Annotated in this window: 18 protein-coding genes and 1 pseudogene; 8 read left to right on the top strand and 11 right to left on the bottom strand. The window is 71.3% G+C overall.

Annotation, left to right across the window (positions count from 1 at the left end; all coding sequences use genetic code 11):
- Positions 1-84: 84 nt before the first annotated feature.
- The 6 genes from carB to carA are packed head-to-tail and all read right to left on the bottom strand — an operon-like array spanning position 85 to position 6,666.
- Entirely contained in the window at positions 85-3,330 is a 3,246-nt protein-coding gene (gene carB / locus J5Y09_RS07465) for a carbamoyl-phosphate synthase large subunit (protein WP_209351125.1), read from the bottom strand.
- Positions 3,331-3,334: 4 nt separating this feature from the next.
- Positions 3,335-3,634: a hypothetical protein gene (locus J5Y09_RS07470; protein ID WP_209351126.1), complete on the bottom strand. Its 300-nt coding sequence runs from the start codon at positions 3,632-3,634 to the stop codon at positions 3,335-3,337.
- Positions 3,634-3,906, bottom strand: a complete 273-nt coding sequence (locus J5Y09_RS07475) for a hypothetical protein (protein ID WP_209351127.1) — start codon at positions 3,904-3,906, stop codon at positions 3,634-3,636. Before J5Y09_RS07475 ends, J5Y09_RS07470 begins: the two co-directional genes overlap by 1 nt.
- Positions 3,903-4,535, bottom strand: a complete 633-nt coding sequence (locus J5Y09_RS07480) for a LysE family translocator (protein ID WP_209351128.1) — start codon at positions 4,533-4,535, stop codon at positions 3,903-3,905. The genes J5Y09_RS07475 and J5Y09_RS07480 overlap by 4 nt, the downstream gene beginning before the upstream one ends.
- Positions 4,535-5,293 (bottom strand): SDR family NAD(P)-dependent oxidoreductase, encoded by a 759-nt coding sequence (locus J5Y09_RS07485; protein WP_209351129.1) that lies wholly within the window; start codon positions 5,291-5,293, stop codon positions 4,535-4,537. The genes J5Y09_RS07480 and J5Y09_RS07485 overlap by 1 nt, the downstream gene beginning before the upstream one ends.
- Positions 5,293-6,666: a glutamine-hydrolyzing carbamoyl-phosphate synthase small subunit gene (carA, locus tag J5Y09_RS07490; RefSeq protein WP_209351130.1), complete on the bottom strand. Its 1,374-nt coding sequence runs from the start codon at positions 6,664-6,666 to the stop codon at positions 5,293-5,295. The genes J5Y09_RS07485 and carA overlap by 1 nt, the downstream gene beginning before the upstream one ends.
- Positions 6,667-6,780: 114 nt before the next feature.
- Here carA and J5Y09_RS07495 point away from each other — a divergent pair, with 114 nt between their 5' ends.
- Positions 6,781-7,233: a GatB/YqeY domain-containing protein gene (locus tag J5Y09_RS07495; protein ID WP_209351131.1), complete on the top strand. Its 453-nt coding sequence runs from the start codon at positions 6,781-6,783 to the stop codon at positions 7,231-7,233.
- Positions 7,234-7,339: 106 nt separating this feature from the next.
- Complete coding sequence (locus J5Y09_RS07500) at positions 7,340-7,768, top strand: DUF3592 domain-containing protein (protein ID WP_209351132.1); 429 nt, start codon at positions 7,340-7,342, stop codon at positions 7,766-7,768.
- Between the two features lie 30 nt (positions 7,769-7,798).
- Here the strand turns inward: J5Y09_RS07500 and J5Y09_RS07505 are convergent, their stop codons facing one another.
- On the bottom strand, positions 7,799-9,388 hold the full coding sequence (locus J5Y09_RS07505) for a pentapeptide repeat-containing protein (protein ID WP_209351133.1): 1,590 nt from the start codon (positions 9,386-9,388) through the stop codon (positions 7,799-7,801).
- Between the two features lie 343 nt (positions 9,389-9,731).
- Here J5Y09_RS07505 and J5Y09_RS24560 point away from each other — a divergent pair.
- Positions 9,732-10,928 (top strand): annotated as a pseudogene (locus tag J5Y09_RS24560) (methyl-accepting chemotaxis protein); the annotation flags it as partial.
- A gap of 98 nt (positions 10,929-11,026) precedes the next feature.
- Positions 11,027-12,421 carry a chemotaxis protein CheW gene (locus J5Y09_RS07515; protein WP_209351135.1) on the top strand — a complete coding sequence of 465 codons (1,395 nt, stop codon included), beginning with the start codon at positions 11,027-11,029 and terminating at the stop codon, positions 12,419-12,421.
- A 22-nt stretch (positions 12,422-12,443) separates the two neighbouring features.
- On the opposite strand, the gene J5Y09_RS07520 is transcribed toward J5Y09_RS07515, so the two are convergent.
- Entirely contained in the window at positions 12,444-12,662 is a 219-nt protein-coding gene (locus J5Y09_RS07520; protein WP_198371244.1) for a DUF3126 family protein, read from the bottom strand.
- Positions 12,663-12,760: 98 nt separating this feature from the next.
- Here J5Y09_RS07520 and dnaG point away from each other — a divergent pair, with 98 nt between their 5' ends.
- From dnaG to J5Y09_RS07540, 4 genes are all read left to right on the top strand, one after another.
- Positions 12,761-14,560, top strand: coding sequence for a DNA primase (dnaG, locus tag J5Y09_RS07525; RefSeq protein ID WP_209351136.1), 1,800 nt, complete (start codon positions 12,761-12,763; stop codon positions 14,558-14,560).
- A 71-nt stretch (positions 14,561-14,631) separates the two neighbouring features.
- A complete protein-coding gene (gene rpoD / locus J5Y09_RS07530; RefSeq protein WP_209351137.1) occupies positions 14,632-16,557 on the top strand; it encodes an RNA polymerase sigma factor RpoD in 1,926 nt (641 codons plus the stop codon).
- Between the two features lie 187 nt (positions 16,558-16,744).
- On the top strand, positions 16,745-17,317 hold the full coding sequence (locus J5Y09_RS07535; RefSeq protein ID WP_209351138.1) for a GNAT family N-acetyltransferase: 573 nt from the start codon (positions 16,745-16,747) through the stop codon (positions 17,315-17,317).
- 107 nt (positions 17,318-17,424) lie between these two features.
- Positions 17,425-18,372 carry a hypothetical protein gene (locus J5Y09_RS07540; RefSeq protein ID WP_209351139.1) on the top strand — a complete coding sequence of 316 codons (948 nt, stop codon included), beginning with the start codon at positions 17,425-17,427 and terminating at the stop codon, positions 18,370-18,372.
- A gap of 138 nt (positions 18,373-18,510) precedes the next feature.
- Here the strand turns inward: J5Y09_RS07540 and J5Y09_RS07545 are convergent, their stop codons facing one another.
- The 3 genes from J5Y09_RS07545 to ppa form a co-directional block, all read right to left on the bottom strand.
- Positions 18,511-20,568 (bottom strand): protein-disulfide reductase DsbD family protein, encoded by a 2,058-nt coding sequence (locus tag J5Y09_RS07545; RefSeq protein WP_209351140.1) that lies wholly within the window; start codon positions 20,566-20,568, stop codon positions 18,511-18,513.
- A 238-nt stretch (positions 20,569-20,806) separates the two neighbouring features.
- A complete protein-coding gene (locus tag J5Y09_RS07550; RefSeq protein WP_245216909.1) occupies positions 20,807-22,930 on the bottom strand; it encodes a sodium-translocating pyrophosphatase in 2,124 nt (707 codons plus the stop codon).
- A 156-nt stretch (positions 22,931-23,086) separates the two neighbouring features.
- Positions 23,087-23,617: an inorganic diphosphatase gene (gene ppa / locus J5Y09_RS07555; protein WP_209351142.1), complete on the bottom strand. Its 531-nt coding sequence runs from the start codon at positions 23,615-23,617 to the stop codon at positions 23,087-23,089.
- Positions 23,618-23,719 lie beyond the last annotated feature (102 nt).

The following is a 23,719-nucleotide window of genomic DNA, read 5'->3' on the forward strand; positions in this document are numbered from 1 at the left end:
CACCGGCCCGCGGTCCGGTTCAGCCAGGGCCTGGCGGTCGGTGGGGGGAAGACGGCGCGGGGGCCCCGGAAGGCCCCCTTGCGGTCAGAACGGCGTAGCAAAATACGCTTGCAGGGGCGCCACATCAAGGGTTCCGGCCTTCAGGGCCGCAATCGCGTGGACCGCCGCCCTCGCGCCCGCCGCCGTCGTGTAGTGCGGAATCCCGTGAGTGAGGGCGCTGCGGCGGATGTCGAAGCTGTCCGCCACCGACTGCCCGCCCCCCGTGGTGTTGATCACGAGCTGGATGTCGCCCGACTTGATCGCGTCCACGCAATGCGGCCGGCCTTCCAGCACCTTGTTGATCACCGCGACCTCCAGCCCCGCCTCCCGGATGCGGGCCGCGGTGCCGCGGGTCGCCACGATCCGGAAGCCCATCTCGGCCAGCCGGCGCGCCATGGTCACCGCCGCCGCCTTGTCGCTTTCCTTGACCGAGATGAAGGCGGTCCCGGCTTCCGGCAGCTTCACCCCCGCGCCGAGCTGGGACTTGAGGAAGGCCCGCTCGAAGGACAGGTCGAGGCCCATCACCTCCCCCGTCGACTTCATCTCCGGCCCTAGGATCACATCCACGTTGGGGAAGCGGTTGAAGGGGAAGACCGCCTCCTTCACCGCGACGTGGCGGGAGACGGCGTCGTCATCGAGGTTGAACTCCGCGAGCCGGGTGCCGGCCATGACGCGGGCGCCGATCTTGGCCACCGGCACGCCCGTCGCCTTCGCCACGAAGGGCACGGTGCGGGAGGCGCGCGGGTTCACCTCGAGGACGAAGATCTCCCCGTCCTTGACCGCGTACTGCACGTTCATCAGCCCCTGGACCTTGAGCGCGCGGGCCATCGCCTCCGTCTCGGCCTTCAGCTCGGTCACGATCGCCGGCGGCAGGGAATAGGGCGGCAGGGAGCAGGCGGAATCGCCGGAATGGATGCCGGCCTCCTCGATGTGCTCCATCACGCCGGCGACGTAGACCTTCCCGTCGGCGTCGCAGATGCAGTCGACATCGACCTCGATCGCGTCCTGCAGGTACTGGTCGATCAGGATCGGGTTCTCGCCCGAGACCTTCACCGCCTCCGCCCCGAAGCGGCGCAGCTGCTCGTCGTTGTAGGCGATCTCCATCGCGCGGCCGCCGAGCACGTAGGAGGGGCGGACGACGACCGGGTAGCCGATGCGGTTCGCCTCGCTCACCGCTTCGTCCAGCGTGCGCGCCGTGCCGTTCTGCGGCTGGCGCAGGCCGAGCCCGCGCAGCAGCAGCTGGAAGCGCTCGCGGTCCTCGGCGATGTCGATCGCCTCGGCGCTGGTGCCCAGGATCGGGATGCCGGCCTTGTGCAGCGCCTGGCTGAGCTTGAGCGGCGTCTGCCCGCCATACTGCACGATGCAGCCCAGCACCTCCCCGCTCTCCTGCTCCTTGCGGATCAGGGCGATCACGTCCTCGGCCGTCAGCGGCTCGAAGTACAGGCGGTCGGAGGTGTCGTAGTCGGTGCTGACGGTCTCCGGGTTGCAGTTGACCATGATGGTCTCGAACCCGGCCTCCTTCAGCGCATAGGCGGCGTGGACGCAGCAATAGTCGAACTCGATGCCCTGGCCGATGCGGTTCGGCCCGCCGCCGAGGATGATGATCTTCTGCCGCGCCGTGGGGCGGGATTCGCAGGCCGGGACGCCGATGCCGCCCTCGTAGGTCGAGTACATGTAGGGCGTCTCGGAGGCGAATTCCGCCGCGCAGGTGTCGATGCGCTTGTAGACCGGCTGCACGCCGAGCCGGCCGCGCAGCGCGGCGACATCCGCGTCCTTCACCCCGGCGAGCTTCGCCAGCCGCGCATCCGAGAAGCCGAGCGCCTTGAGCCGCCGCAGCGCGGTGGCGTTCTGCGGCAGGCCGCCCGACAGCACCTCGCGCTCGGCGGCGACGACCTTCTCGACCTCGCGCAGGAACCAGGGGTCGAACTTCGAAGCCTCGTGGATCTCCTCGAGCGACACGCCCGCGCGCATCGCCTGCGCGGCCATCAGCACGCGGTCGGGCCGCGGGGTGGCGAGCGCGGCGTGGAAGGCCTGCGCGGAACCGTCGCCCGGCACCGGCACGTCATCCAGGCCCGACAGCCCCGTCTCCAGCCCGCGCAGCCCTTTCTGCAGGGCTTCGGCGAAGGACCGGCCGATCGCCATGGTCTCGCCCACCGACTTCATCGAGGTGGTCAGCGTCGCCGGCGTGCCGGGGAACTTCTCGAAGGTGAAGCGCGGGATCTTCACGACGACGTAGTCGATCGTCGGCTCGAAGGAGGCCGGCGTGACCTTCGTGATGTCGTTCTGCAGCTCGTCCAGCGTGTAGCCGACGGCGAGCTTCGCCGCGACCTTGGCGATGGGGAAGCCCGTGGCCTTCGACGCCAGCGCCGAACTGCGCGACACGCGCGGGTTCATCTCGATGATGACCATGCGGCCATCGGCGGGGTTGATGCCGAACTGCACGTTCGACCCGCCGGTGTCGACGCCGATCTCGCGCAGGCACGCGATCGAGGCGTCGCGCATCCGCTGGTATTCCTTGTCGGTCAGCGTCAGCGCGGGCGCGATGGTCACGCTGTCGCCGGTGTGCACGCCCATCGCGTCCAGGTTCTCGATGGAGCAGATGATGATGCAGTTGTCCGCGCGGTCGCGGACCACCTCCATCTCGAACTCCTTCCAGCCCAGCACGCTCTCCTCGATCAGCACCTCGGTGGTCATGGAGGCGGCGAGGCCGGCGGAGACGATCTGCTCGAACTCCTCCCGGTTGTAGGCGATGCCGCCGCCGGTGCCGCCCAGGGTGAAGGATGGGCGGATGACGCAGGGCAGGCCGACCTTCTTCAGGGCGTCCGCGGCCTCGGCCATGGTGTGGGCGATCTCGCTGCGCGGGCTCTCGATGCCGATCTTGGCCATGGCGTCGCGGAACTTCTGGCGGTCCTCGGCCTTGTCGATGACCTCGGCCTTGGCGCCGATCAGCTCGCAGCCATACTTCGCGAGGATGCCGGCCTCGGCGAGCTTGAGCGAGGTGTTGAGCGCGGTCTGCCCGCCCATGGTCGGCAGCAGCGCGTCCGGGCGCTCCTTGGCGATGATCTTCTCGACGATCTCGACCGTGATGGGCTCGATGTAGGTCGCGTCCGCCAGCCCCGGATCGGTCATGATCGTGGCCGGGTTCGAGTTCACCAGGATGACGCGGTAGCCCTCCGCGCGCAGCGCCTTGCAGGCCTGGGCGCCGGAATAGTCGAACTCGCAGGCCTGGCCGATGACGATCGGGCCGGCGCCGATGATGAGGATGGACTTGATGTCGGTGCGCTTCGGCATGGGGTCAGGCTTTCCGCGGCAGGAGTAGGAGGATGAGGAAGGCGACGAGGATCGCGGCGCCGCCGGCGATGAGCGCGCCGCCCATCGCCTCGTCGGCGAAGCCGCTGCGCTCGAAGCCCAGCGCGTAGGTGCCCGCGACCGCCATCACGACGCCGAAGGCGGCGCAGCCGGTGACGAAGGGGCGCAGCGCGCGCGGCCCGGCGGCGAGCGGCGCGGTGATGCGCCAGAACAGCAGGAGGGCCGGAAGCAGCGCGACCAGCGCGGCGACGGCGCCATGCGCCAGGGCGTCGAGGCCGTAGTACATCAGCGGCCATCCGCGGCGCGCGCCGCCTGGCGCCGCGCGCTCAGCAGCAACAGCGGCAGGACCAGCAGATGCGGCACCGCCCAGAAGGCCAGGGCCATGCCGCCCTCGTCCCCGGCGAACAGCGTCGTCGCGCCATGCACGGTCGCGGAGAGCGCGAAGGCGGTCAGCGCGGCGCGCATCGGCGGGAAGATCTTGCGCAGGCTGTGCGCCAGCGCGAAGAGCACGAGGCCCGAATAGGCGAGCGCGAAGAGGCCGGCGACGCCGAGATTCATGCCCGGCTCTCCGTCGCGAGCTTCACCGCGATCAGCGCCAGCGCGCCGCCGAGGATCCAGCGCTGCGCCGCCATCCAGCCCGGCCGCGTGCCGAGGAAGCGCGCCACACCCGCCGCGCCGTACACCAGCAGCCCGTCGAAGACGATCGCGACGCCGATCTGCACCGCGCCCAGGATCGCGCCCTGCACGAAGACGCTGCCAAGCGCGGGGTCGATGAAGGGCGGCAGCACCGCCACGTAGAAGATCGCGACCTTGGGGTTCAGCGCCGCGGTGGCGAAGCCCACCGAGAACAGGCGCGCGGCCGGTTCCTGCGGCATGGCGCGCGGCGCGAAGATCGGCTGCCCGCCCGGGCGCACGCATTGCCAGGCGAGGAACATCAGATACGCCGCCCCGCCGATCCGCAGCACGTCCCAGGCATAGGGCACGGCGAACAGCGCGGCCGTCAGCCCCGCCGCAGCGCACAGCATGATGACGAGCGACCCGCACTGGCAGCCCACGAGCGAGATCATGCCCGCCCCCGTCCCCTGCGCGAGCGCGCGGGAGACGAGGTAGAGCATGTTCGGCCCGGGCGTCGCCGCGAGCCCGAAGGACAGCGCGGCGAAGACCAGCAGGGTCTCGATCGGGGGCATCAGCCGTGGACCGAGAACCCGCCATCCACCGGGATCGCCACGCCCGTGATGAAGGCCGCCGCGTCGGAAGCGAGGAAGGCCGCGACCCCCTCGAAATCCCCCGGCGTGCCCCAGCGCTTGACGGGGGACCGCCGCAGCACGTCGTCGTGCAGCGTCGCCATGTCCTGGCGTGCCTTCCTCGTCAGGTCGGTGTCGATCCAGCCGGGCAGGATCACGTTCACCGTGATGCCGTCCTGCGCCCAGGCCACCGCCATGCTCTTGGTCATCTGCACCACGCCGCCCTTCGATGCGCCATAGGCGGCATGGAAGGGCAGGCCGAAGATCGACAGCATTGAGCCGTTGTTGATCACGCGCCCGACGCCGCCCTTCTTCAGCCAGGGATGCGCCGCCTGCGCCGCGATCATCCCCGACGTCAGGTTGGTGGACAGCACCGTGTGCCAATCCTCCATCCGGTAGACCTCGGGCCGGTTGCGGATGTTGGTGCCGGCGTTGTTGACCAGGATGTCGAGCCGCCCGAGGCGTTCGGCCGTCGTCGCGACCATCGCGCGGATGGACGCCTCGTCCGTCACGTCCACCGTCACGCTGTCGGCCTTCGCCCCCAGCGCCTTCAGCTCGGCGACGGCCGCCGCGTTCTTCTCGGCGTTGCGCCCGGCGACCATCACGGCCGCGCCCGCGCGGGCCAGGCCGCGCGCGAAGCCGAGCCCGATGCCGCCATTGCCGCCGGTGACGAGGGCGGCGCGCCCGGACAGGTCGAACATCACGCGCGGTTCCTTTCGATCATCTCGACGAAGCGGTGGAACAGGTAGTGGCTGTCGGACGGGCCAGGGCTCGCCTCCGGGTGGTACTGCACGGAGAAGGCCGGCCGGTCGGTCGCGGCGATGCCTTCGTTCGTGCCGTCGAACAGCGAGACATGCGTGACCTTCGCATTCGCCGGCAGCGTCTTCGGATCGACCGCGAAGCCGTGGTTCTGGGAGGTGATCTCGACTTTGCCGGTCTCGAGGTCCTTCACCGGCTGGTTCGCGCCGCGATGCCCGCGCGCGAGCTTGTAGGTCTTGGCCCCCAGCGCGAGGGCCAGCAGCTGGTGCCCCAGGCAGATCCCGAACACCGGCACGCGCTTGTCGAGCACGCCGCGGATCGCGGGGATGGCGTAGGCGCCGGTCGCCGCCGGGTCGCCCGGGCCGTTCGAGAGGAACACGCCGTCCGGCTTGTGGGCGAGGATCTCATCGGCCGTCGTCGTCGCCGGCACCACCACCACCTCGCAGCCCGCCGAGGCGAGGCAGCGCAGGATGTTGCGCTTCGCGCCGTAATCCACGGCGACGACCTTGAAGCGCGGCGCGGACTGCCGGCCGAAGCCTGCCGGCCAGGCCCATTCCGTCTCGTCCCAGCCGAAGGACTGGCGGCAGGTGACCTCCTTCGCCAGGTCCATCCCTTCGAGCCCCGGCCAGCCGGCGGCCTGGGCCTTGAGCGCCGCGATGTCGAAGCGGCCATCCGCGCTGTGGCAGACGACACCGTTCGGCGCGCCGCCGTCGCGGATGCGCGCGGTCAGCGCCCGCGTGTCGATGCCCGCCAGGCCCGGGATGCCGTGCGACTTCAGCCAGGCGTCGAGATGCTTCGTGGACCGCCAATTGGCGGGCTCGGTCACGTCCTGCTTGACGATCAGGCCGCGCGCGGCGGGCGTGATGCTCTCCAGGTCCTCGGCATTGGTGCCGACATTGCCGATATGGGGGAAGGTGAAGGTGATGACCTGCCCGGCATAGGACGGGTCGGTCAGCGTCTCCTGGTACCCGGTCATGCCGGTGTTGAAGCAGATCTCGCCGACCATGGCGGCCTCGGCGCCGAAGCCGCGGCCCCAGAAGATGGTCCCGTCGGCGAGGACGAGGCAGCCCGTCGCCCCTTCGGGCGGGGTCTCGGCGGTGGCGGCCATGGGGGGCTCCGTTCGGGTCGTGTCGGCGGGGGCGCCGGGAAGGTCGGACAGCGGCAGGCCGGTCGCGGCGAGGACGGCGGGCCAGTGCTTCGCCGGGATGGCGCGCGCCTGGCGCCATTTCCGGATCGCCTCGGTGCCGACGCCGCAACGGGTCGCCGCCGCCTCGGGTCCGCCGAGCAGGCTGATGATCTCTTCCACGGTGCGCATGGGCGCCCTGATACCGGGAAGGGAATTCCCAGGGCAAGGCGAATCAGCGCGATGGGAAATTTCCTCCCAGGTCCGGGGCGCGCTATATCGCGCCACGTAGATCAGGAGGCCGCCATGTCGCTCCGCGACCGTTTCATGGAAGAACTCAAGGCCGCGATGCGCGCCGGGGAAGCCGCGCGCGTGTCCACGCTGCGCATGATCCAGGCGAAGCTGAAGGACACCGACATCGCCGCCCGCCCGGGCCCGCCGGTGGACGATGCCGGCATCGTCGCCATGCTGCGCGGCATGGCGAAGTCCCGCGCCGAATCCGTGGGCATGTACCGCCAGGGCGGGCGGGAGGAGCTGGCCGCGAAGGAGGAAGCCGAGATCGCGGTGATCGAATCCTTCCTCCCCCAGCAGATGGACGAGGCCGCCATGGCCGCCGCGATCGACGCCGCGATCGCCGAGACCGGCGCGGCGAGCATCAAGGAGATGGGCAAGGTGATGGCGGCACTCCGCGCCCAGCACGCCGCGACGCTCGACATGGCCAAGGCCGGGCCGATGGTGAAGGCGCGCCTGGGCGGCTGAAGCATCGATGGGGCGCAGCCGCCGGCCGCACCGACCGCCCAGGCCGCGCCGGCGCCGGGAGGCCCCGCCCCTGCCGTCGCCCCGGCCGCGCTGGGGCATGGCGGCCTTGGGGCTGCTCGTCGCGTGCATGGTCGCCGGGATGCTCTACACCCAGGCGCGCGACCGGCATGCCCTGGAGACCCGCGGCGTTCGGACCGAAGCGGAGGTGGTGCGGGTCGAACATGAAGACCGCAACGCCCGCCACCTCTGGCTCGAGCCACGCATCGCCTCCTATCCGGTGTTCCGGTTCACGACCGCCGATGGAAGCGCCGTCGAGTTTCGCAGCATCGACATGGTCGATGCCACGCGCGTGGTGCCGGGCCAGCGGATGCCCGTCGTCTATGACCCGCTGGACCCGCGCCTGGCGCGGGATGCTGCGAGCTTCGATGGCCATCGGGCGTGGCCGGACCTGCTCTGGCCGATCCCCTTCCTGCTGATGGGGATCGCGCTCGTCGTCATTGCCCTGCTGCGGCCCGGGCGGATGCGGCCCCCTTGAACCGCCCCCGCCCGGCCCCGCGCCGGCCTTTCAGAAGATTGTCCCGGTCAGGTCCGCCCCCGTCAGGTCGGCACCGATCAGCGTCGCGCCGGTGAAGTCGGCCTTGGTCAGCACCGCGTCCTTGAAGATCGACCGGTCGGCCGCGGTACCGGTCAGCCCGGCATCGATGAAGATGCCGCTCGTGAAGTCGGCCGCGGTCAGGTCCGCCCCCGTGAAGTCGGTCTTGCTGAGGTCGGCGCTGACCAGGCGCGCGGACCGGAAGTCCCCGCCGACCAGCAGCGAGTCGATGAAGGAGGCGCTGGTGAAGTCCGTCCCCACGGCCGAGACGCCGGTCAGGTCCGCCTTGGACAGGATGGCGTCGAACACCAGCGCCGCGTCGAGGTTCGCGCCGATCAGGTCCGCGTCGATGAAGCTGGCGCTGACCAGCCGCGCCCCGTCGCTGTCCGCGTCCGCGCCATCCCCAAACAGCGCGCCGGAGACATTGGCGAAGATGAAGGTCGCGCTGGTCAGGTCGGCATCCCGGAAATCCGTGCCGAGGAAGGAGGAGACATCGAGCCGCGCGTCGCTGAGGTCGGCACCGGTGAAGATCGTCGTCGCGTCGCCGGAAGCGAGGCCGAGATCGGCCTTCTCCATCCTGGCGCCGGCGAAGATCGCGCCGGTCAGGATCGCCTCGGTCAGGATCGCCCCGGTCAGGTCCGCGCCCGTGAAGTCCGCCCCGGTCAGGTCGGCGCCGTTGAAGTTCGCGCCGGCCAGCCTGGCGCCGCGGAAATCAGCGCCCGTCAGGTCCGCATCCTCGAAGAAGGAGCCGACCGCCTCGACATTCGTGAACAGCGCGCCGGCAAGGTTGCTGTCGGCGAAGTTCACGCCGTTCGCCTTGGTCTGGTGGTTCGCGTCATAGGCGCGGAAATCGGCGCCGGCGAAGTTGCTGTCCTCGGCCGAGAAGCCGGTCAGGTCGGCGCCACGGAAGCTGAGATTCGTCGTCGTCGCCCCGTTCGCCGGGGCGGTGTCGGTCCAGGACATGTCGACCATGATCGCGAGGTCGAAGATGGCGCCGTAGATGTCGGCATCGGTCCAGCCGACATTCGTCAGGTCCGCGCCGGTGAAGTCGGTGCCGACAACCAGCACGCCCTCGAGGTTCGTGTCGATCATCTTGGCGCCGCGGAAGCTCGCCCCGGTCAGGTCGGCATCGGCCAGGCTCGCCATGGTCAGGTCCGCGCCGTCGAAGCGCGCATGGGCGAGCTTCGCCCCGGTCACGCCGTCCCCGCTCAGGGTCGCCATGACCAGGACGGCGTCGGTCAGGTTCGCCCCGGTCAGGTCGATGGCGAAGGTGCTGAGTTCCGTCAGGTCGGCGCCCGTCAGGTTGGCGCCGGCGAGCGTCACATTCTGCAGCGACGCGCCCTTGAAGACGGCGAGCGAGAAGGCCCCGCCGCCATCGGAGAAATCGGCCCCCGCGGCATTGACGTTGATCCAGACCGAATTCTCGAAATTGCCGCCCTGGATGTCCGCGTTGGTGAAGCGGATATCGGTCAGGACGCTGTCCTTGAAGGTGGAACCGTTCAGGTCGCGGTTGGTGAAGTTGCGTCCTGTCAGGACGCGGGCGTCGAAATTGAACGTGGCCATGATGTTCTCCGGGGGGGCGGGCGGAGAACGCGGGTCCGGGATCGCTTCATCCATAGACGGGGCGTGCGAAATTTCGGACGGCGCATTCCGTCATCGACGCGTGACAGCCGATGAGAAATCTCAACAATATCAATGTGCCGATGGTGAAGTCGGTTAGCGCCTCGTTCATTCTTGCGGCGCATCCTCCCCATCGTGCTCGCGGCCGACGGGCCCGACGATCGATCGCCGGGCCAGCGCCGGGCCGAACCGCGTCGAGAGAGGACGTCGTCCCTTGGACATCCACCAATCCGCATCGCCCGCCGCCGTCGACCGAGGCGGGCGCCGCGGTCCCTACCGGACCGCCATCGACCGGTCCCAGGCGGTCGCCGAGTTCGACCTGGACGGCAACCTCGTCGACGCCAACGAGAATTTCCTCCGCGCCATGGGCTATGCGTGGGAGGAAGTGGTCGGCCGCCACCACGGCGTCTTCTGCGACGACGCCTTCGTCGCCTCCGCCGACTACCGCGACTTCTGGCGCCGCCTCCGCGCCGGGGAATTCGTCGCCGGGGAATTCCGTCGCAAGGGCAAGGGCGGGCGGAAGGTCTGGATCCAGGCGACCTACAACCCGCTGCTCGACGCCGAGGGCCGCCCCTTCCGCATCGTCAAGTTCGCCGCCGACGTCACCGCGGCCAGGCTCCGCCGCGTGGACGACGCCGGCAAGCTCGCCGCCATCGAGCGCTCCCAGGCGGTCATCGAGTTCGACCTCCAGGGGCGCGTGCTGCACGCGAACGAGAATTTCCTCGCCGTCATGGGCTACACGGCCGAGGAGGTGGTCGGCCAGCACCACAACCTGTTCTGCCCGCCGGATCTTGTCGGCACAACCGCCTACCGGGATTTCTGGGTCAAGCTCGGCCGCGGGGAATTCCACAGCGGCCGCTACCTCCGCCTGGGCAAGCACGGGCTGCGCGTCTGGATCCAGGCGACCTACAACCCCGTGCTCGACGATGACGGCCGGCCGGCGAAGGTGGTGAAGTTCGCCACCGACATCAGCGACCAGGTCGCGCTCGAGGACCGCATCCGCGACCGCACCGCCGAGATCGGCGGCGCCATCCTGTCCCTGACCGGCGCCATCGACGCCATCGCCGCCAATGCGCGGGAGGCGAACGGCCTCGCCCAGGCGACGCAGGAGGAGGCGAATGCCGGCGTCGCCGCCCTGTCCCGCTCGATCGAGGCGATCGGCATGATCGAGCAATCCTCCGCAGACATCTCCGACATCGTCGCGGTGATCGAGGAGATCGCCTCCCAGACCAACCTGCTCGCCTTCAACGCCGCGATCGAGGCCGCGCGCGCCGGCGAACAGGGGCTCGGCTTCTCCGTCGTCGCCGACGAGGTGCGCCGCCTGGCCGAGAAATCCGCCGACGCGACGCGCCAGATCCAGCGCCTGATCGAACAGGCGGCGCGCCGCGTGCAGAGCGGCAAGGACGTCACGCAGCGCGCGGCGGAAGCCTTCGAGGCCATCGTCGCCGGCGTCGGCCGCACCACCGGCGCGATCGGCGGCATCGACGGCGCCGCCGGCGAGCAGCTGCGCGCGGCGCGGGAGGTCGAGACCTCGGTGCGCGACCTCGCGCTTGCCGCCCGCGCCACGGACAGCGCCGCGGCGTGAGCGCCACCCACGCCGTGGTCGGCCTGGCCGGCCACGACCTGGCCATCCCGCTCGCCGCCATCGCCGAGGTGCTGGCCTGGCCGTCCGGCTTCAGCGCGGCGCCGGACCCGGTGGCGGCCTCGCTCGGATTGATGGATCTGCGCGGCGAGGCGCTGGAGGTGCTGGAGCCGCGGCGCCTGCTTGGCCTCGAGGGCGCGCCGCCGCCCGCGGCGGGCCGCCGCGTCGCGGTGTTGCGCGGCAGGGCCGGGCGGCTCGGCATCGCGGTCGACGCGCTGCGCGGGACGCGCCGGCTCGACCCGGCGCGGCTGCAGGCGCGCCGCGCCGGGCCGGGCGCGCCCCCGCCGCGCGTCGTCGGCCTGCTGCGCGACGGGGATCGCCTGACGCATCTGCTCGATGTCGAGGCGCTGCTCGACCTTCCCGGCGTCGCGGCGATCGCCGAGGCGCGGCGCGAGGCGGGCGCCGCGCGCGTCGCCGACCGGCGCTTCGTGCTGCTGCGTGCCGGCGGCTTCCGCTTCGCGCTCGACGCCGCGGCGGCGCTGCGCCACGAACCCGCCCCGGCGCTGCGCCCGACGGGCTTCCGCAGCGAGGTCTATATCGGTGCGGTCGACCACCGCGGCGGGGCGGCGCCGGTCGTCGACCTCGCCCGCCTGCTCGACCTGCCGCCGCACATCCACGCGCCGGAGCGGCTGCTGCTCGTGCGGCTCGGCGGCGCGACGGTCGGGCTGATGGTGCATGAGGTGCTCGGCCTGCGCGCCGTCCCCGCCGACCGGATCGCGCCCTTCCCGGGCCACGCGGTCAGCCCGACCGGGGTCGCCGACGCCATCCTCCGCCTGCCGGGGGACGGGGAGCAGGACGCGCCGCTGCTGCTCGACGCCGGGCGGCTCGCGGCGCTGCCGCTGCTGCGCTCCCTCGCGCGGCTGCATGACGGGCTCGCGCTCGACGCGGGCGCGGCGAACGACAGGGCGGGCGGCGGCCGCGCGAGCTTCCTCGCGGTCGAGGCCGGCGGCGCGCTGCATGTCCCGCTGCTCGCCCTCAGCCAGGTGCTGCCGGCGGACACGCCCTTCGCCGGCACCGCGCTGCCGCGCACGGGCATGCTCGGCCAGGTGGCGCTGCGCGAGGCGTGGCTGCCGCTCTATGACCTGACCTGGCTGCTCACCGGCCGGCTGGGGGAAGCAGGCCCCGATCAGCGCCTGCTGGTGGCCGACCTGCCGGGCGGGCGCGTCGCGCTGCGGGTGGAACGTCTGACGGGCATCGAGCATCTCGCGCCCGATGGGCCGCCGCGCCCGGCGGCGGGGTCGCTGCTCGCGGGGCAGCCGGTGCGCCGGGGCGGCACGTCCGCGATGCTCGACCTGCTGGACCTGCCGGCGCTTGCCGGGCGGCTCGCGGCCTGACCGGCCGCGCGCCGCGCCGGCGTCAGTTCGGCATCTCGAGGTCTTCGGACAGCACCACGATCTGCACGGCGTAGGACACCTCGCCATCCTCCGCGTCGCGGTGGATGGTGCCGATGAACTCGTCGCCCACCTTCAGCTCGGTGGAGCCGCCCTTGCGCTCCGGCGCCGTCACGGCGATCCGGTTGTTGCCGAAAAGGCGACGGAGATGCGCCTGCACGGCGGCGCGTTCGGCCGGGGTCATGTCTGTCGGTCGTCCCTGTCAGGAAAGGGGCGCTGGATAGACCTCGCGCGGCGGGGGTGCAAATCGGGGGCGGCGGGGGCAATCTCTGTCGCCCGCCCATGGCCCTTCCCCCCGCCTTCCTCGACGAGCTCCGCGCCCGCACGCCGCTGCCCTCGCTGATCGGGCGGAAGACGCGGCTCGCCAAGTCGGGGCGCAACTGGAAGGGCTGCTGTCCCTTCCATGGGGAAAAGACCCCCTCCTTCTACGTGTACGACGACCATTTCCACTGCTTCGGCTGCGGCGCGCATGGCGATGCCATCAGCTTCGTCATGCGCAGCGAGGGCGCGGCCTTCCCCGAGGCGGTGGAGCGCCTCGCCGCCGAGGCGGGGCTGGAGGTGCCCAGGCCCTCGCCGCAGGAGGCGGCGCGCGACCGCCGCGCACGCGACCTGCACGGCGTCATGGCCGCGGCGGCCGAGGCCTATCACCGCCGGCTGTTCCTGCCCGAGGGGCGCCAGGCGCTCGACTACCTGCTTCGGCGGGGCCTGCGGGAGGAGACGATCCGCGCCTTCATGCTGGGCTGGGCGCCGGCCGGGCGCGGCGCGCTGATGGCCGACCTGCGGCCCGAGGGCGTGACCGAGGAGCAGGCGATCGAGGCCGGGCTGCTGCGGGAAGGGGAGGCCGGCGACCCGCCGCGGGACTTCTTCTTCGCCCGCGTGATGTTCCCCATCCGCGACCGGCGCGGCCGGGTCATCGCCTTCGGCGGGCGCATCCTGGGCGACGGCCAGCCGAAATACGTGAACAGCCCGGAGACGCCGCTGTTCCGCAAGCGGATGGGCCTCTATGCCCTGGACCTGGCGCGGGAAGGGGCCTTCCGCGGCGCGACGGTGGTCGCGGTCGAGGGCTACATGGACGTGATCGCCCTGCACCAGGCGGGCTTCACCGGCGCGGTCGCCCCACTCGGCACCGCGCTGACGGCCGAGCAGCTGGAGGAGTTGTGGCGGCTCTCGCCCGAACCCGTGCTGTGCTTCGACGGCGACGCGGCCGGGGCGCGCGCCGCGGCCCGGGCGGCGGAAGCCGCGCTGCCGCTGGTGTCGACCGAGCGGACGCTGCGCCTGGCCACCCTGCCGGCGGGGGAGGACCCGGACACGCTGACCGCGCGCGGGGGGGCTGCCGCCTTCCAGGCCGTGCTGGACGCGGCGCGGCCCTTGTCGGAGTCGCTGTTCGGCCTGATCGCCGAGGGCCGCCCGGCGGCCACGCCCGAACAGCGCGCGGCGCTGCGCAACCGGCTGACCGGCGCGGCGGGGGCCATCGCCGACAAGGCGCTGTCTGCGGAATACCGGCGCATCCTGCTCGACCGCTTCTTCGCCGCCACCAGGCAGGGGCAGGGCGGGCGGCCGCTGCCCGCCCGCCGGCCGCCCCGCCCGGCCATCCTGCCCGCCCCGATCCGGGCCGAGCGCGCGCGGATGCTGCTGGCCGTCATCCTCCGCCATCCCTGGCTGCTGACGCAGGTGGAGGAGGCGCTCGGGCTGCTCGACCTGCCCGATGGCCCCCCCGCGCAGCTTCGGGCCGCGATTCTCGCATGGCATCCCGCGGCCGAACGGGTTGACTCCGAGGACCTGATCGCCCACCTGAAACAACGCGGATGGGAAGATGCCGTGGCCTGGGCTTTGTCGCCGGCCGGCCTGCCCCTCGCGGCGCGGGCCGAGGCCCTGCCCGGGGAGGTCGAGGAAGGCTTCTGGCATTTCTTCCTCCGCCTGCGCGGCGAGGCGGAATTGATCGAGGACCAGCAGGAAGCACAGCGGATGCTGGCGGAGACGAACGATCCCGCCGCGCAACGCCGGCTCATCCTGTTGTCGGAGGCGCTCGACGCCGTCCGGCGCGGGGAAGCGGCCGCGGGTGCGTCCGGCGACGCCGCATAGGGTAGAGGCACTTTTTCTCGGGCATCCGGCACCCCCGGATGCCCGAAACCGTTGGACGGAGCGGATACGGCATGGCGAGCAAGTCGGCGGCAGGGGCTGAGACGGTCGAGACGCGGGACGAGCAGGTCGAGGGCCTGCTGCTCGACACCCAGTCCGCCGCCGTCAAGAAGCTGATCGCCCGCGGCAAGGAGCGCGGCTACGTCACCGTCGACGAGCTGAACGCGGTGCTGCCCTCGGAACAGGTCTCCTCGGAAATGATCGAGGACACCATGGCGATGCTGAGCGAGGCCGGCATCAACGTGGTCGAGGCCGAGGAGACCGAGGACGGCGAGGCCGTGGCCAAGCCCGCCGCCAAGGCCGAGGACGGGGAGGAGGAGGAATCCGGCGGCAACGTCGACGAGGAATCCCTCGGCCGCACCGACGACCCGGTCCGGATGTACCTGCGCGAGATGGGCAGCGTCGAGCTGCTCTCCCGCGAGGGCGAGATCGCCATCGCCAAGCGCATCGAGGCCGGGCGCGACATGATGATCGGCGGGCTCTGCGAGAGCCCGCTGACCTTCCAGGCCATCCTGCGCTGGCATGAGGCGGTGAAGGCGACCCCGCCGCGCATGCTGCTGCGCGACGTGATCGACCTCGAGGCCACCCAGACCGCCGGCAACCCCGACGGCGCGCCGGCCGCCGAGGCGGCCGAGGAGGAGTTCGAGGAAGGCGAGGAAGGGGAGGGCATGGGCCTCTCGCTCTCCGCGCTCGAGGAGAAGCTGAAGCCCGAGGTGCTCGCGACCTTCGAGCAGATCGAGGGCCTCTACGGCAAGCTGGCGAAGCTCTCGAACAAGCGCATGGAGGCCTATACCTCCGGCGAGGAACTCGTCGGTCGCGGCGAGAAGAACTACGAGAAGCAGCGCCGCGAGCTGATCTCGCTCGTCGAGAAGGTGCACCTCCACAACAACCGCATCGAGGAGCTGGTCGACCAGCTCAAGGGCCTCAACCGCAAGCTGACGGTGCTCGAGGGCCAGGTGCTGCGGCTGGCCGAAAGCCAGAAGGTCAAGCGCGAGGACTTCCTCACGCATTGGCGCGGCGCGGAGCTCGACCCGGCCTGGATCGAGCGCGTCGGCGCCCTGCCGGCCAAGGGCTGGAAGGCCTTCGTGCAGAAGCACGCCGATGAGGTCGAGCAGATCCGTTCCCGCATCGCGGAAGTCGCGAACACGACGGGCATGCCGATCGCCGAGTTCAAGCGCGTCTACGCCACGGTCAGCCGCGGCGAGCGCGACATGACCCAGGCGAAGAAGGAGATGATCGAGGCCAACCTCCGCCTCGTGATCTCCATCGCCAAGAAGTACACGAACCGCGGCCTGCAGTTCCTGGACCTGATCCAGGAGGGCAACATCGGCCTGATGAAGGCGGTGGACAAGTTCGAGTACCGCCGCGGCTACAAGTTCAGCACCTACGCGACCTGGTGGATCCGCCAGGCCATAACGCGGTCCATCGCCGACCAGGCACGCACTATCCGCATCCCCGTGCACATGATCGAGACGATCAACAAGCTGGTGCGCACCAGCCGCCAGATGTTGCACGAGATCGGCCGGGAGCCTCAGCCCGAGGAACTGGCCGAGAAGCTCGGCATGCCGCTCGAGAAGGTGCGCAAGGTGCTGAAGATCGCCAAGGAGCCGATCAGCCTCGAGACGCCGATCGGCGACGAGGAGGACAGCCACCTGGGCGACTTCATCGAGGACAAGAACGCGGTCATCCCGCTGGATGCCGCGATCCAGTCCAATTTGCGCGAGGCGACGACGCGCGTGCTGGCCAGCCTGACGCCGCGCGAGGAGCGCGTGCTGCGCATGCGCTTCGGCATCGGCATGAACACCGACCACACGCTCGAGGAAGTGGGCCAGCAGTTCAACGTGACGCGCGAGCGCATCCGCCAGATCGAGGCCAAGGCGCTGCGCAAGCTGAAGCATCCGTCCCGGTCGCGGAAGCTGCGCTCCTTCCTCGACAACTGAGTCCCTTGGCAAAAGGCCTTCGGCCTTATGCCAAGGGCACCGCGCGCGGGGCTGGCGGGGCGGCCGCGCGCCAGACAAGCCACCGAATGCAGGGCGCACGAAGGGCGTTCCTTCGTGCGCCCTGCATGAAGGTTGACCGGCGGCCCGCCGCGCCGCGAGACTCGCGCGGCGGCAGGAGGGGGCAGGCATGGCGACCACGATCGCTGATCAGGTGCAGGAGGTGGCGGTGGACGTCACCTTCCTCCGCATGGAGGCGCCGCCCGCCGACCCGCCGCGCCCCCTGCCGCCCGGGCTGCGCATCGAACAGGCGCTGCGCTGTTCCGTCCCCTTCTACCGCTACCTGTACGACACGGTCGGCGAGCCCTGGCTGTGGTGGATGCGGCGCACCGCGAGCGACGCGGAACTCGCGGCACTGCTCGCCCTGCCGGCCATCTCGATCCATGTGCTGGTGAAGGATGGCGAGCCGGCGGGGTTCTACGAGCTCGACCGGCGGCACCCGCAGGCGGTGAACCTCGCCTATTTCGGCCTGATGCCCTGGGCGATCGGCACCGGCATCGGCCATGCCTTCCTCCGCCACGCGGTCGACGCGGCCTGGGCGGCCGGGCGGGGGGCGGTCACGGTCAACACCTGCACCGCCGACCATCCGCGCGCGCTGCCGGCCTATGTCGCAGCCGGCTTCCAGCGGCTGCGCACGGTGCGGGAGGTCTGGCCGGTGCCGCTTCGGCTGGGGCTGCGCGTGCCGCCGCATCTCGCGCGGTGACCCGTTTCATAGGGGGATCGATGCCGGCCTGACATGCTCCTCCCAGAGGCCGGGGTGCTGGTCGCCGCGATGTCGCGGCACCGCCCCCGCCCGGCGAGGAGGACAGCATGTCCGGCACAGACACGACGCGCCCGGCCGGGATCGGCGGCATCGATCTCTCGGCCATCGACCTGGAATGGGCCATCTTCGAAGCGACCGGCGGCGGCTACGGCACCCCCCGCGAAGGGACGGCGACCGAGCACCTGGCCGGCCCGACCAAGACCGGCGACTGGGTGACGAATGACGGCCGCGCCCCCGGCGTGACGAACCCGACGGACGGCGCCGATCCTGGCACGCTGGTCGATCCGAACCGGGACATCGCGCTGACCGAGGACGTTCCGCCGCCCGACAATTCCCTGCTCGAGCTGACGAAGGAGGAGCCGGCGCCGCACTTCGCCAATGGCGGGCCGGAAGGGCAGCAGAACGGCATCATCATCTTTCTCGTCGCCGTCGCCATCGTCTACGCCGTCTACAAGGCGGCGGAGCATCTCGGCGGCCTCGACACCGCCGGCGACAAGGGCGCGGCGCCCGCGGAGCCGAAGAAGGGCCTCACGAAGTGGGAGGACACGCACAATCCGGACGGGTCGCCCAAGGAATTCTCCGACCCGGACGCGTCGTCCGGCGATCCGATCGACGACGGCGCGCTGCTGAAGTCGATCCTGGCCGACCTGCTCGGCACCACCGATGTCGGCGCCATCGCGCTGGACCCGGCCAATTTCGGCAAGGCCGTGGGCGCGGTGATCGAAGGCATGATGAACGGCAAGGTCGCCGAGCTGGGCAAGCTCCTCGACCGGCTCGACGGCGTCGAGGGCGATGGCGCGGGCATGCTGCTGGGTGAAGGCGGCGCTCTGCTGTTCGAGGCCTTCGGCCTGCCCAAGGATCTCGCGACGCCATTCTTCAGCCTCGCGATGGATGATCCGGCCGCGCTGGCGAGGTCGGATGCGATCTACGAACTCACCATCGACGACGGGCAGCAGCAGGAGCTGGTGGTCGCCATCCACGACATCTGGTGGTAACGGCGGGGTGGTCGCCATCCCCGCCCCGGCCGTCACGGGCGATGCGGCGACCGCCGGTCCTGGCGGACAGCGCCCGATCCAGCGAGGCGAACGGCAAGGCGCCGGCGCCCCTGGCGCGGCGGGTGATCGTCGGGCTGCTCAGGTCGCCTCGCGGCCGGCCGCGATCGCCTGCAGCACGATCCCCTCGGTCAGGATCTGCGGCAGCACGGCCGGCGCGCCGCCGCCCGCGGGGTAGAACAGGTACAGCGGCACGCCGTCCCGCTGATGCGCGCGCAGCAGGGCGCTGATCGCCGGGTCGCCGCGCGTCCAGTCGCCCACCAGGTAGGCGATGTTGCGGTCGGCGAAGGCGCGCTGCACGCCATCCGTCGCCAGCGCCATGCGCTCGTTCACCTTGCAGGTGATGCACCAGGCGGCGGTCAGGTTGACGAAGACCGGGCGCCCTTCGGCGCGCAGCGCGGCGACGCGGCCTTCCGACCATGGTTCATGGCCCGCTTCCGCACCGCGCGCGACGGCCGGCGTCGCGCCCTGGACCAGCGGCAGCAGGGCGAGGGCCGCGACCAGCGCCGCGGCGCCGGCCAGCCGGCCGAGCCGCCCGCCCGAGCCCTGCGCGATCCCCCAGGCCCAGGCGCCGAAGCCGATCAGCACGCCGCCCACCAGCACCATCAGCACCGCCGAGGGCCCGGCCTGTTCCGCCAGCACCCACACGAGCCAGGCGGCCGCGCCATACATCGGGAAGGCGAGGCCCTGCTTCAGCCGGTCCATCCAGGCGCCCGGCCGCGGCAGCAGCCGCGCCAGCCCGGGTGCCACGCCGAGCAGCGCGTAGGGCAGCGCCATTCCCAGGCCGAGCGCGGCGAAGACCGCAAGCGCCTCGATCGTTCCCATCGCCAGCGCGGCGCCGATCGCCGCGGCCATGAAGGGCGCGGTGCAGGGGGTGGCCACCAGCACGGCCAGCGCGCCGGTGAAGAAGGATCCCGCATGGCCCCCCTTCGCCGCGAGCGACCCGCCCGCCGAGACCGGCCCGCCCATGGCGAAGACGCCCGACAGGTTCAGCCCGACGGCGAGCATCAGCCAGGCCATGCCGGCGACGAAGGCCGGGGAGGTGAACTGGAAGCCCCAGCCCGCGATCCCGCCCGCCGCCCGCAGCCCGACCAGCAGCCCGCCGAGCGCGAGGAAGGAGAGCACGACCCCCGCCGTGTAGGACGCCGCATGCGCCCGCACGGCCCCCTGCGCCGCGCCGGACAGCCGCGCGAGCGAGACCGCCTTCATGGCGAGGATGGGGAAGACGCAGGGCATCAGGTTGAGGATCAGCCCGCCGAGCAGCGCGAAGACCGCAGCCTGCCACAGCGGCAGCCCGCCCCCCGTGGCCGGCGCCGGGCCGGGTTCGGCCGAGACGAGGTAGGCCCCGCGCAGCCCCGCGGCGTCGGTGATGGCGAGCACGCCCTCCACCCGCGCCGGCAGCGCCGGCGCCGGGCCGCGGGCAAGCGTCAGCGTCAGCGCCCCGTCGCGCAGCCGGAGCACCTGCGGCGCGGCGTTCTCGACCACGCCCTGCTCGACCGGGAAGAAGAAGGCGTCCCGCACCGCGCCGGGGGCGATGCCGGGGCCCGAGACCTCGATCGCCCCGCGCGGCCCGTCGAAGCCCAGGCGCACGGCGAAGGGCCCCGGGCGCGCCTCGGCCGCCTCGGCCGCGGCGAACAGCATGGTGTTGGCCGGCCGCGCCGTCGCCTCGACCGGGATGTCGAGGCGGAAGGACCCTTCCTCCGGAATGCAGACGCTTTCGCAGACGAGCCAGGTGGCGTCCGCCGTGACGGTGAAGGTCTCGCCCGGGCGCAGGCTGGCCGGGGGCGTGACGGGGATGATGAAGACGGGCTCGCCCTCATAGCCGAAATTCACCAGCGGGCCGAAGGGGATGCGCTGCGGCGCGGGGAAGCGCATGGGCGCGGCGGCGGCACCTTCCGGCAGGGCGAGGGTCACCTCCGGCGCCTGGCCGGCATCGCCGGGATTGATCCAGTAGGTGTGCCAGCCGGGGGCGAGGCGTTGGCGTAGTGCCAAGCGGAAGGGCTCGCCCGGGGTGATGGCCCCCCGGTCGGCGACGATGGTGACGGTCGCGCGGGGCGAAGTGACGGGCGCGGATTCGAGCGCCCGCGCCGGAGGGGCGGCGGTGGCGAGCGCGAGGATCAGGGCGAGCAGCCGCAGCATGGGTCCAATCAAGGCCCGCGGCGGCCGCGGTGCAACCCCGAAGACGCGAAAAGGGCCGGCGGATCGCTCCACCGGCCCCATTCATTCGTCGACCGCCTCCCGCACGGGCGGCCCGAGGCTCTGCCTCGGGCCGGGAGCGCAAGGGACGACCGCGCCCAACCTGACCCCGGTCGCCGGCGCACCAGTGCACGGCGCGAAAGCCAAGCCCGCGGATGCGGGCGCCGGCGCCTGAGGCAGGCTACGAGTGCGCCAGCATCGCGAGCAGCAGCAGCGCCACGATGTTGGTGATCTTGATCATCGGGTTCACGGCCGGGCCGGCCGTGTCCTTGTACGGGTCGCCGACGGTGTCACCGGTCACCGCCGCCTTGTGCGCGTCGGAGCCCTTGCCGCCATGGTGGCCGTCCTCGATGTACTTCTTGGCGTTGTCCCAGGCGCCACCACCGGTGGTCATGGAGACCGCGACGAAGAAGCCCGTGACGATCACGCCCAGCAGCATCGCGCCCAGCGCCTCGAAGGCCGCGGCCTTCCCGCCGATCGCGAGGATGCCGAAATAGACCACCAGCGGCGAAAGCACCGGCAGCAGCGAGGGGATGATCATCTCCTTGATCGCCGCCTTGGTCAGCATGTCCACCGCGCGGCCGTAATCCGGCTTCTCGGTGCCCTGCATGATGCCCGGCTTTTCCTTGAACTGGCGCCGGACCTCCTCGACCACGCTCATCGCCGCGCGGCCGACCGCCGTCATCGCCATGCCGCCGAACAGGTAGGGCAGCATGCCGCCGAACAGCAGGCCGACGACGACATAGGGGTTGGACAGGGAGAAGGTCAGCGCGCCCATGCCCTGGAAGTAGGGGTACTGCGTCGCGTTCGCCGCGAAATACGCCAGGTCCTGCGTATAGGCGGCGAACAGCACAACGGCACCCAGGGCCGCCGAGCCGATCGCGTAGCCCTTCGTCACCGCCTTGGTGGTGTTGCCCACGGCATCCAGTGCATCGGTCGTCTGCCGGATCTCCTTGGGTAGGCCGGCCATCTCGGCGATGCCGCCGGCATTGTCCGTGACCGGGCCGAAGGCATCGAGCGCGACCACCATGCCGGCCAGCGCCAGCATCGTCGTCACCGCGATGGCGATGCCGTACAGCCCCGCGAGGCCATAGGCGATCAGCACGCCGAAGATGATCACCAGCGCGGGCAGCGCCGTCGATTCCATCGACACGGCCAGGCCGCGGATCACGTTCGTGCCGTGGCCCGTCACCGAGGATTCCGCGATCGCCTTCACGGGGCGGAAGTTCGTGCCCGTGTAGTACTCGGTGATCCAGATGATCAGCCCGGTGACCGCGAGGCCCACCACGCCGCACAGGAACAGCGAGAAGGCGCCGAAGGACGCGCCGGCCGCCGTCGCCGTGCCGAAGCCGAAGATGATGTAGGACAGCGGCAGCAGCGCGATCAGAGACAGCACGCCCGTGACCGCGAAGCCGCGGTACATCGCCCCCATGATGTTGTTGTTCGCCGGCAGCTTCACGAAATAGGTGCCCGCGATGGACGTCACGACGCAGACCGCGCCGATCGCCAGCGGGAAGATCATCCCCGCCTTGAGGTAGTCCGTCCCGGCAAACGCGATCGCGGCGAGCACCATGGTCGCGACCATGGTCACGGCATAGGTCTCGAACAGGTCGGCCGCCATGCCGGCGCAGTCGCCGACATTGTCGCCCACGTTGTCGGCGATGGTGGCGGGGTTGCGTGGGTCGTCCTCGGGGATGCCGGCTTCCACCTTGCCGACCATGTCGCCGCCCACATCCGCACCCTTGGTGAAGATGCCGCCGCCGAGACGGGCGAAGATCGAGATCAGCGAGGCGCCGAAGCCCAGCGCCACCAGCGCGTCGATCACCGTGCGGGCATTGGGATCGAGCCCGCCGATCACGACCAGCAGGAAGAAGTAGACCGCGACGCCGAGCAGCGCGCCGCCGGCGACCAGCATGCCCGTGATCGCGCCGGACTTGAACGCGACGTCGAGCCCGCCCGCGAGCGAGCCGATCGCCGCCTGCGCCGTGCGCAGGTTGGCGCGGACCGATACGTTCATGCCGATGAAGCCCGCCGCGCCCGACAGCACCGCGCCGAGCAGGAAGCCGATCGCGACCGCGAGGCCGAGCCGCCAGGCCACCAGCACGAACAGCACCGCGCCGACGATGGCGATGGTGGTGTACTGGCGCTTGAGGTAGGCGTTGGCACCTTCCTGGATCGCCTTGGCGATCTCCTGCATGCGCTCATTGCCAGGATCGCGCGACAGCACGTCCTTCGCGGTGATGACGCCGTAGGCGATGGACAACGCCCCGAGCGCGATCACGATGATCAACCAGACGGTCAGCAACTTACGGACTCCCCCAAAATGACGCGGTCTCCTGGCCGCATGACGCCCGCCTTGGGGCGGGCGGCGCATAGTGGCGGGGGAATGGCGGGGGGCGCAACGGGGCGCCCGCGGCAGGGCAGGGCGCGGGGGGGCGGGCGGCGCCCCCCGCGCCAGACGTCAGGCGGCCTTGGCTCGCTCGATCGCCTCGGTGATGAGCCGGCGCGCTTCCTCCGCGCTGCCCCAGCCGATGAACTTCACCCACTTGCCGGGTTCGAGGTCCTTGTAGTGCTCGAAGAAGTGCTGGATCTGCTCGATCGTGATCCTGGGCAGGTCCGTGTATTCATGGACGTGCTGGTAGCGCAGGGTCAGTTTCGGCACCGGGACGGCGATGATCTTCTCATCCCCGCCGCCGTCGTCTTCCATTTTCATCACGCCGACCGGGCGGACGCGAATGACGGCGCCCGGCACGATGGGGCGGGTATTGGCCACCAGCACGTCGATCGGGTCGCCATCTTCGGACAGCGTGTGCGGCACGAAGCCGTAATTGCCCGGATAGCGCATCGGCGTGTGCAGGAAGCGGTCCACGAAGAGCGTGCCGGCCGCCTTGTCCATCTCGTACTTGATGGGCTCGCCGCCGATCGGGACCTCGATGATGACGTTGACGTCGTTCGGCGGGTCCTTGCCGATCGGGATGGCGTCGATACGCATGGGGTCTCGCTCCGGCTGCAGGAAGGCGCGCGCCTGTAGCAGAGCGCCCGGACGGGCGGAAGGCATGGGCTTGCGCGCCGTGCCGCCCGCGCACAGGTTCCC

The sequence above is a fragment of the Roseomonas nitratireducens genome, from assembly GCF_017813355.1.
GTDB lineage: Bacteria > Pseudomonadota > Alphaproteobacteria > Acetobacterales > Acetobacteraceae > Neoroseomonas > Neoroseomonas nitratireducens.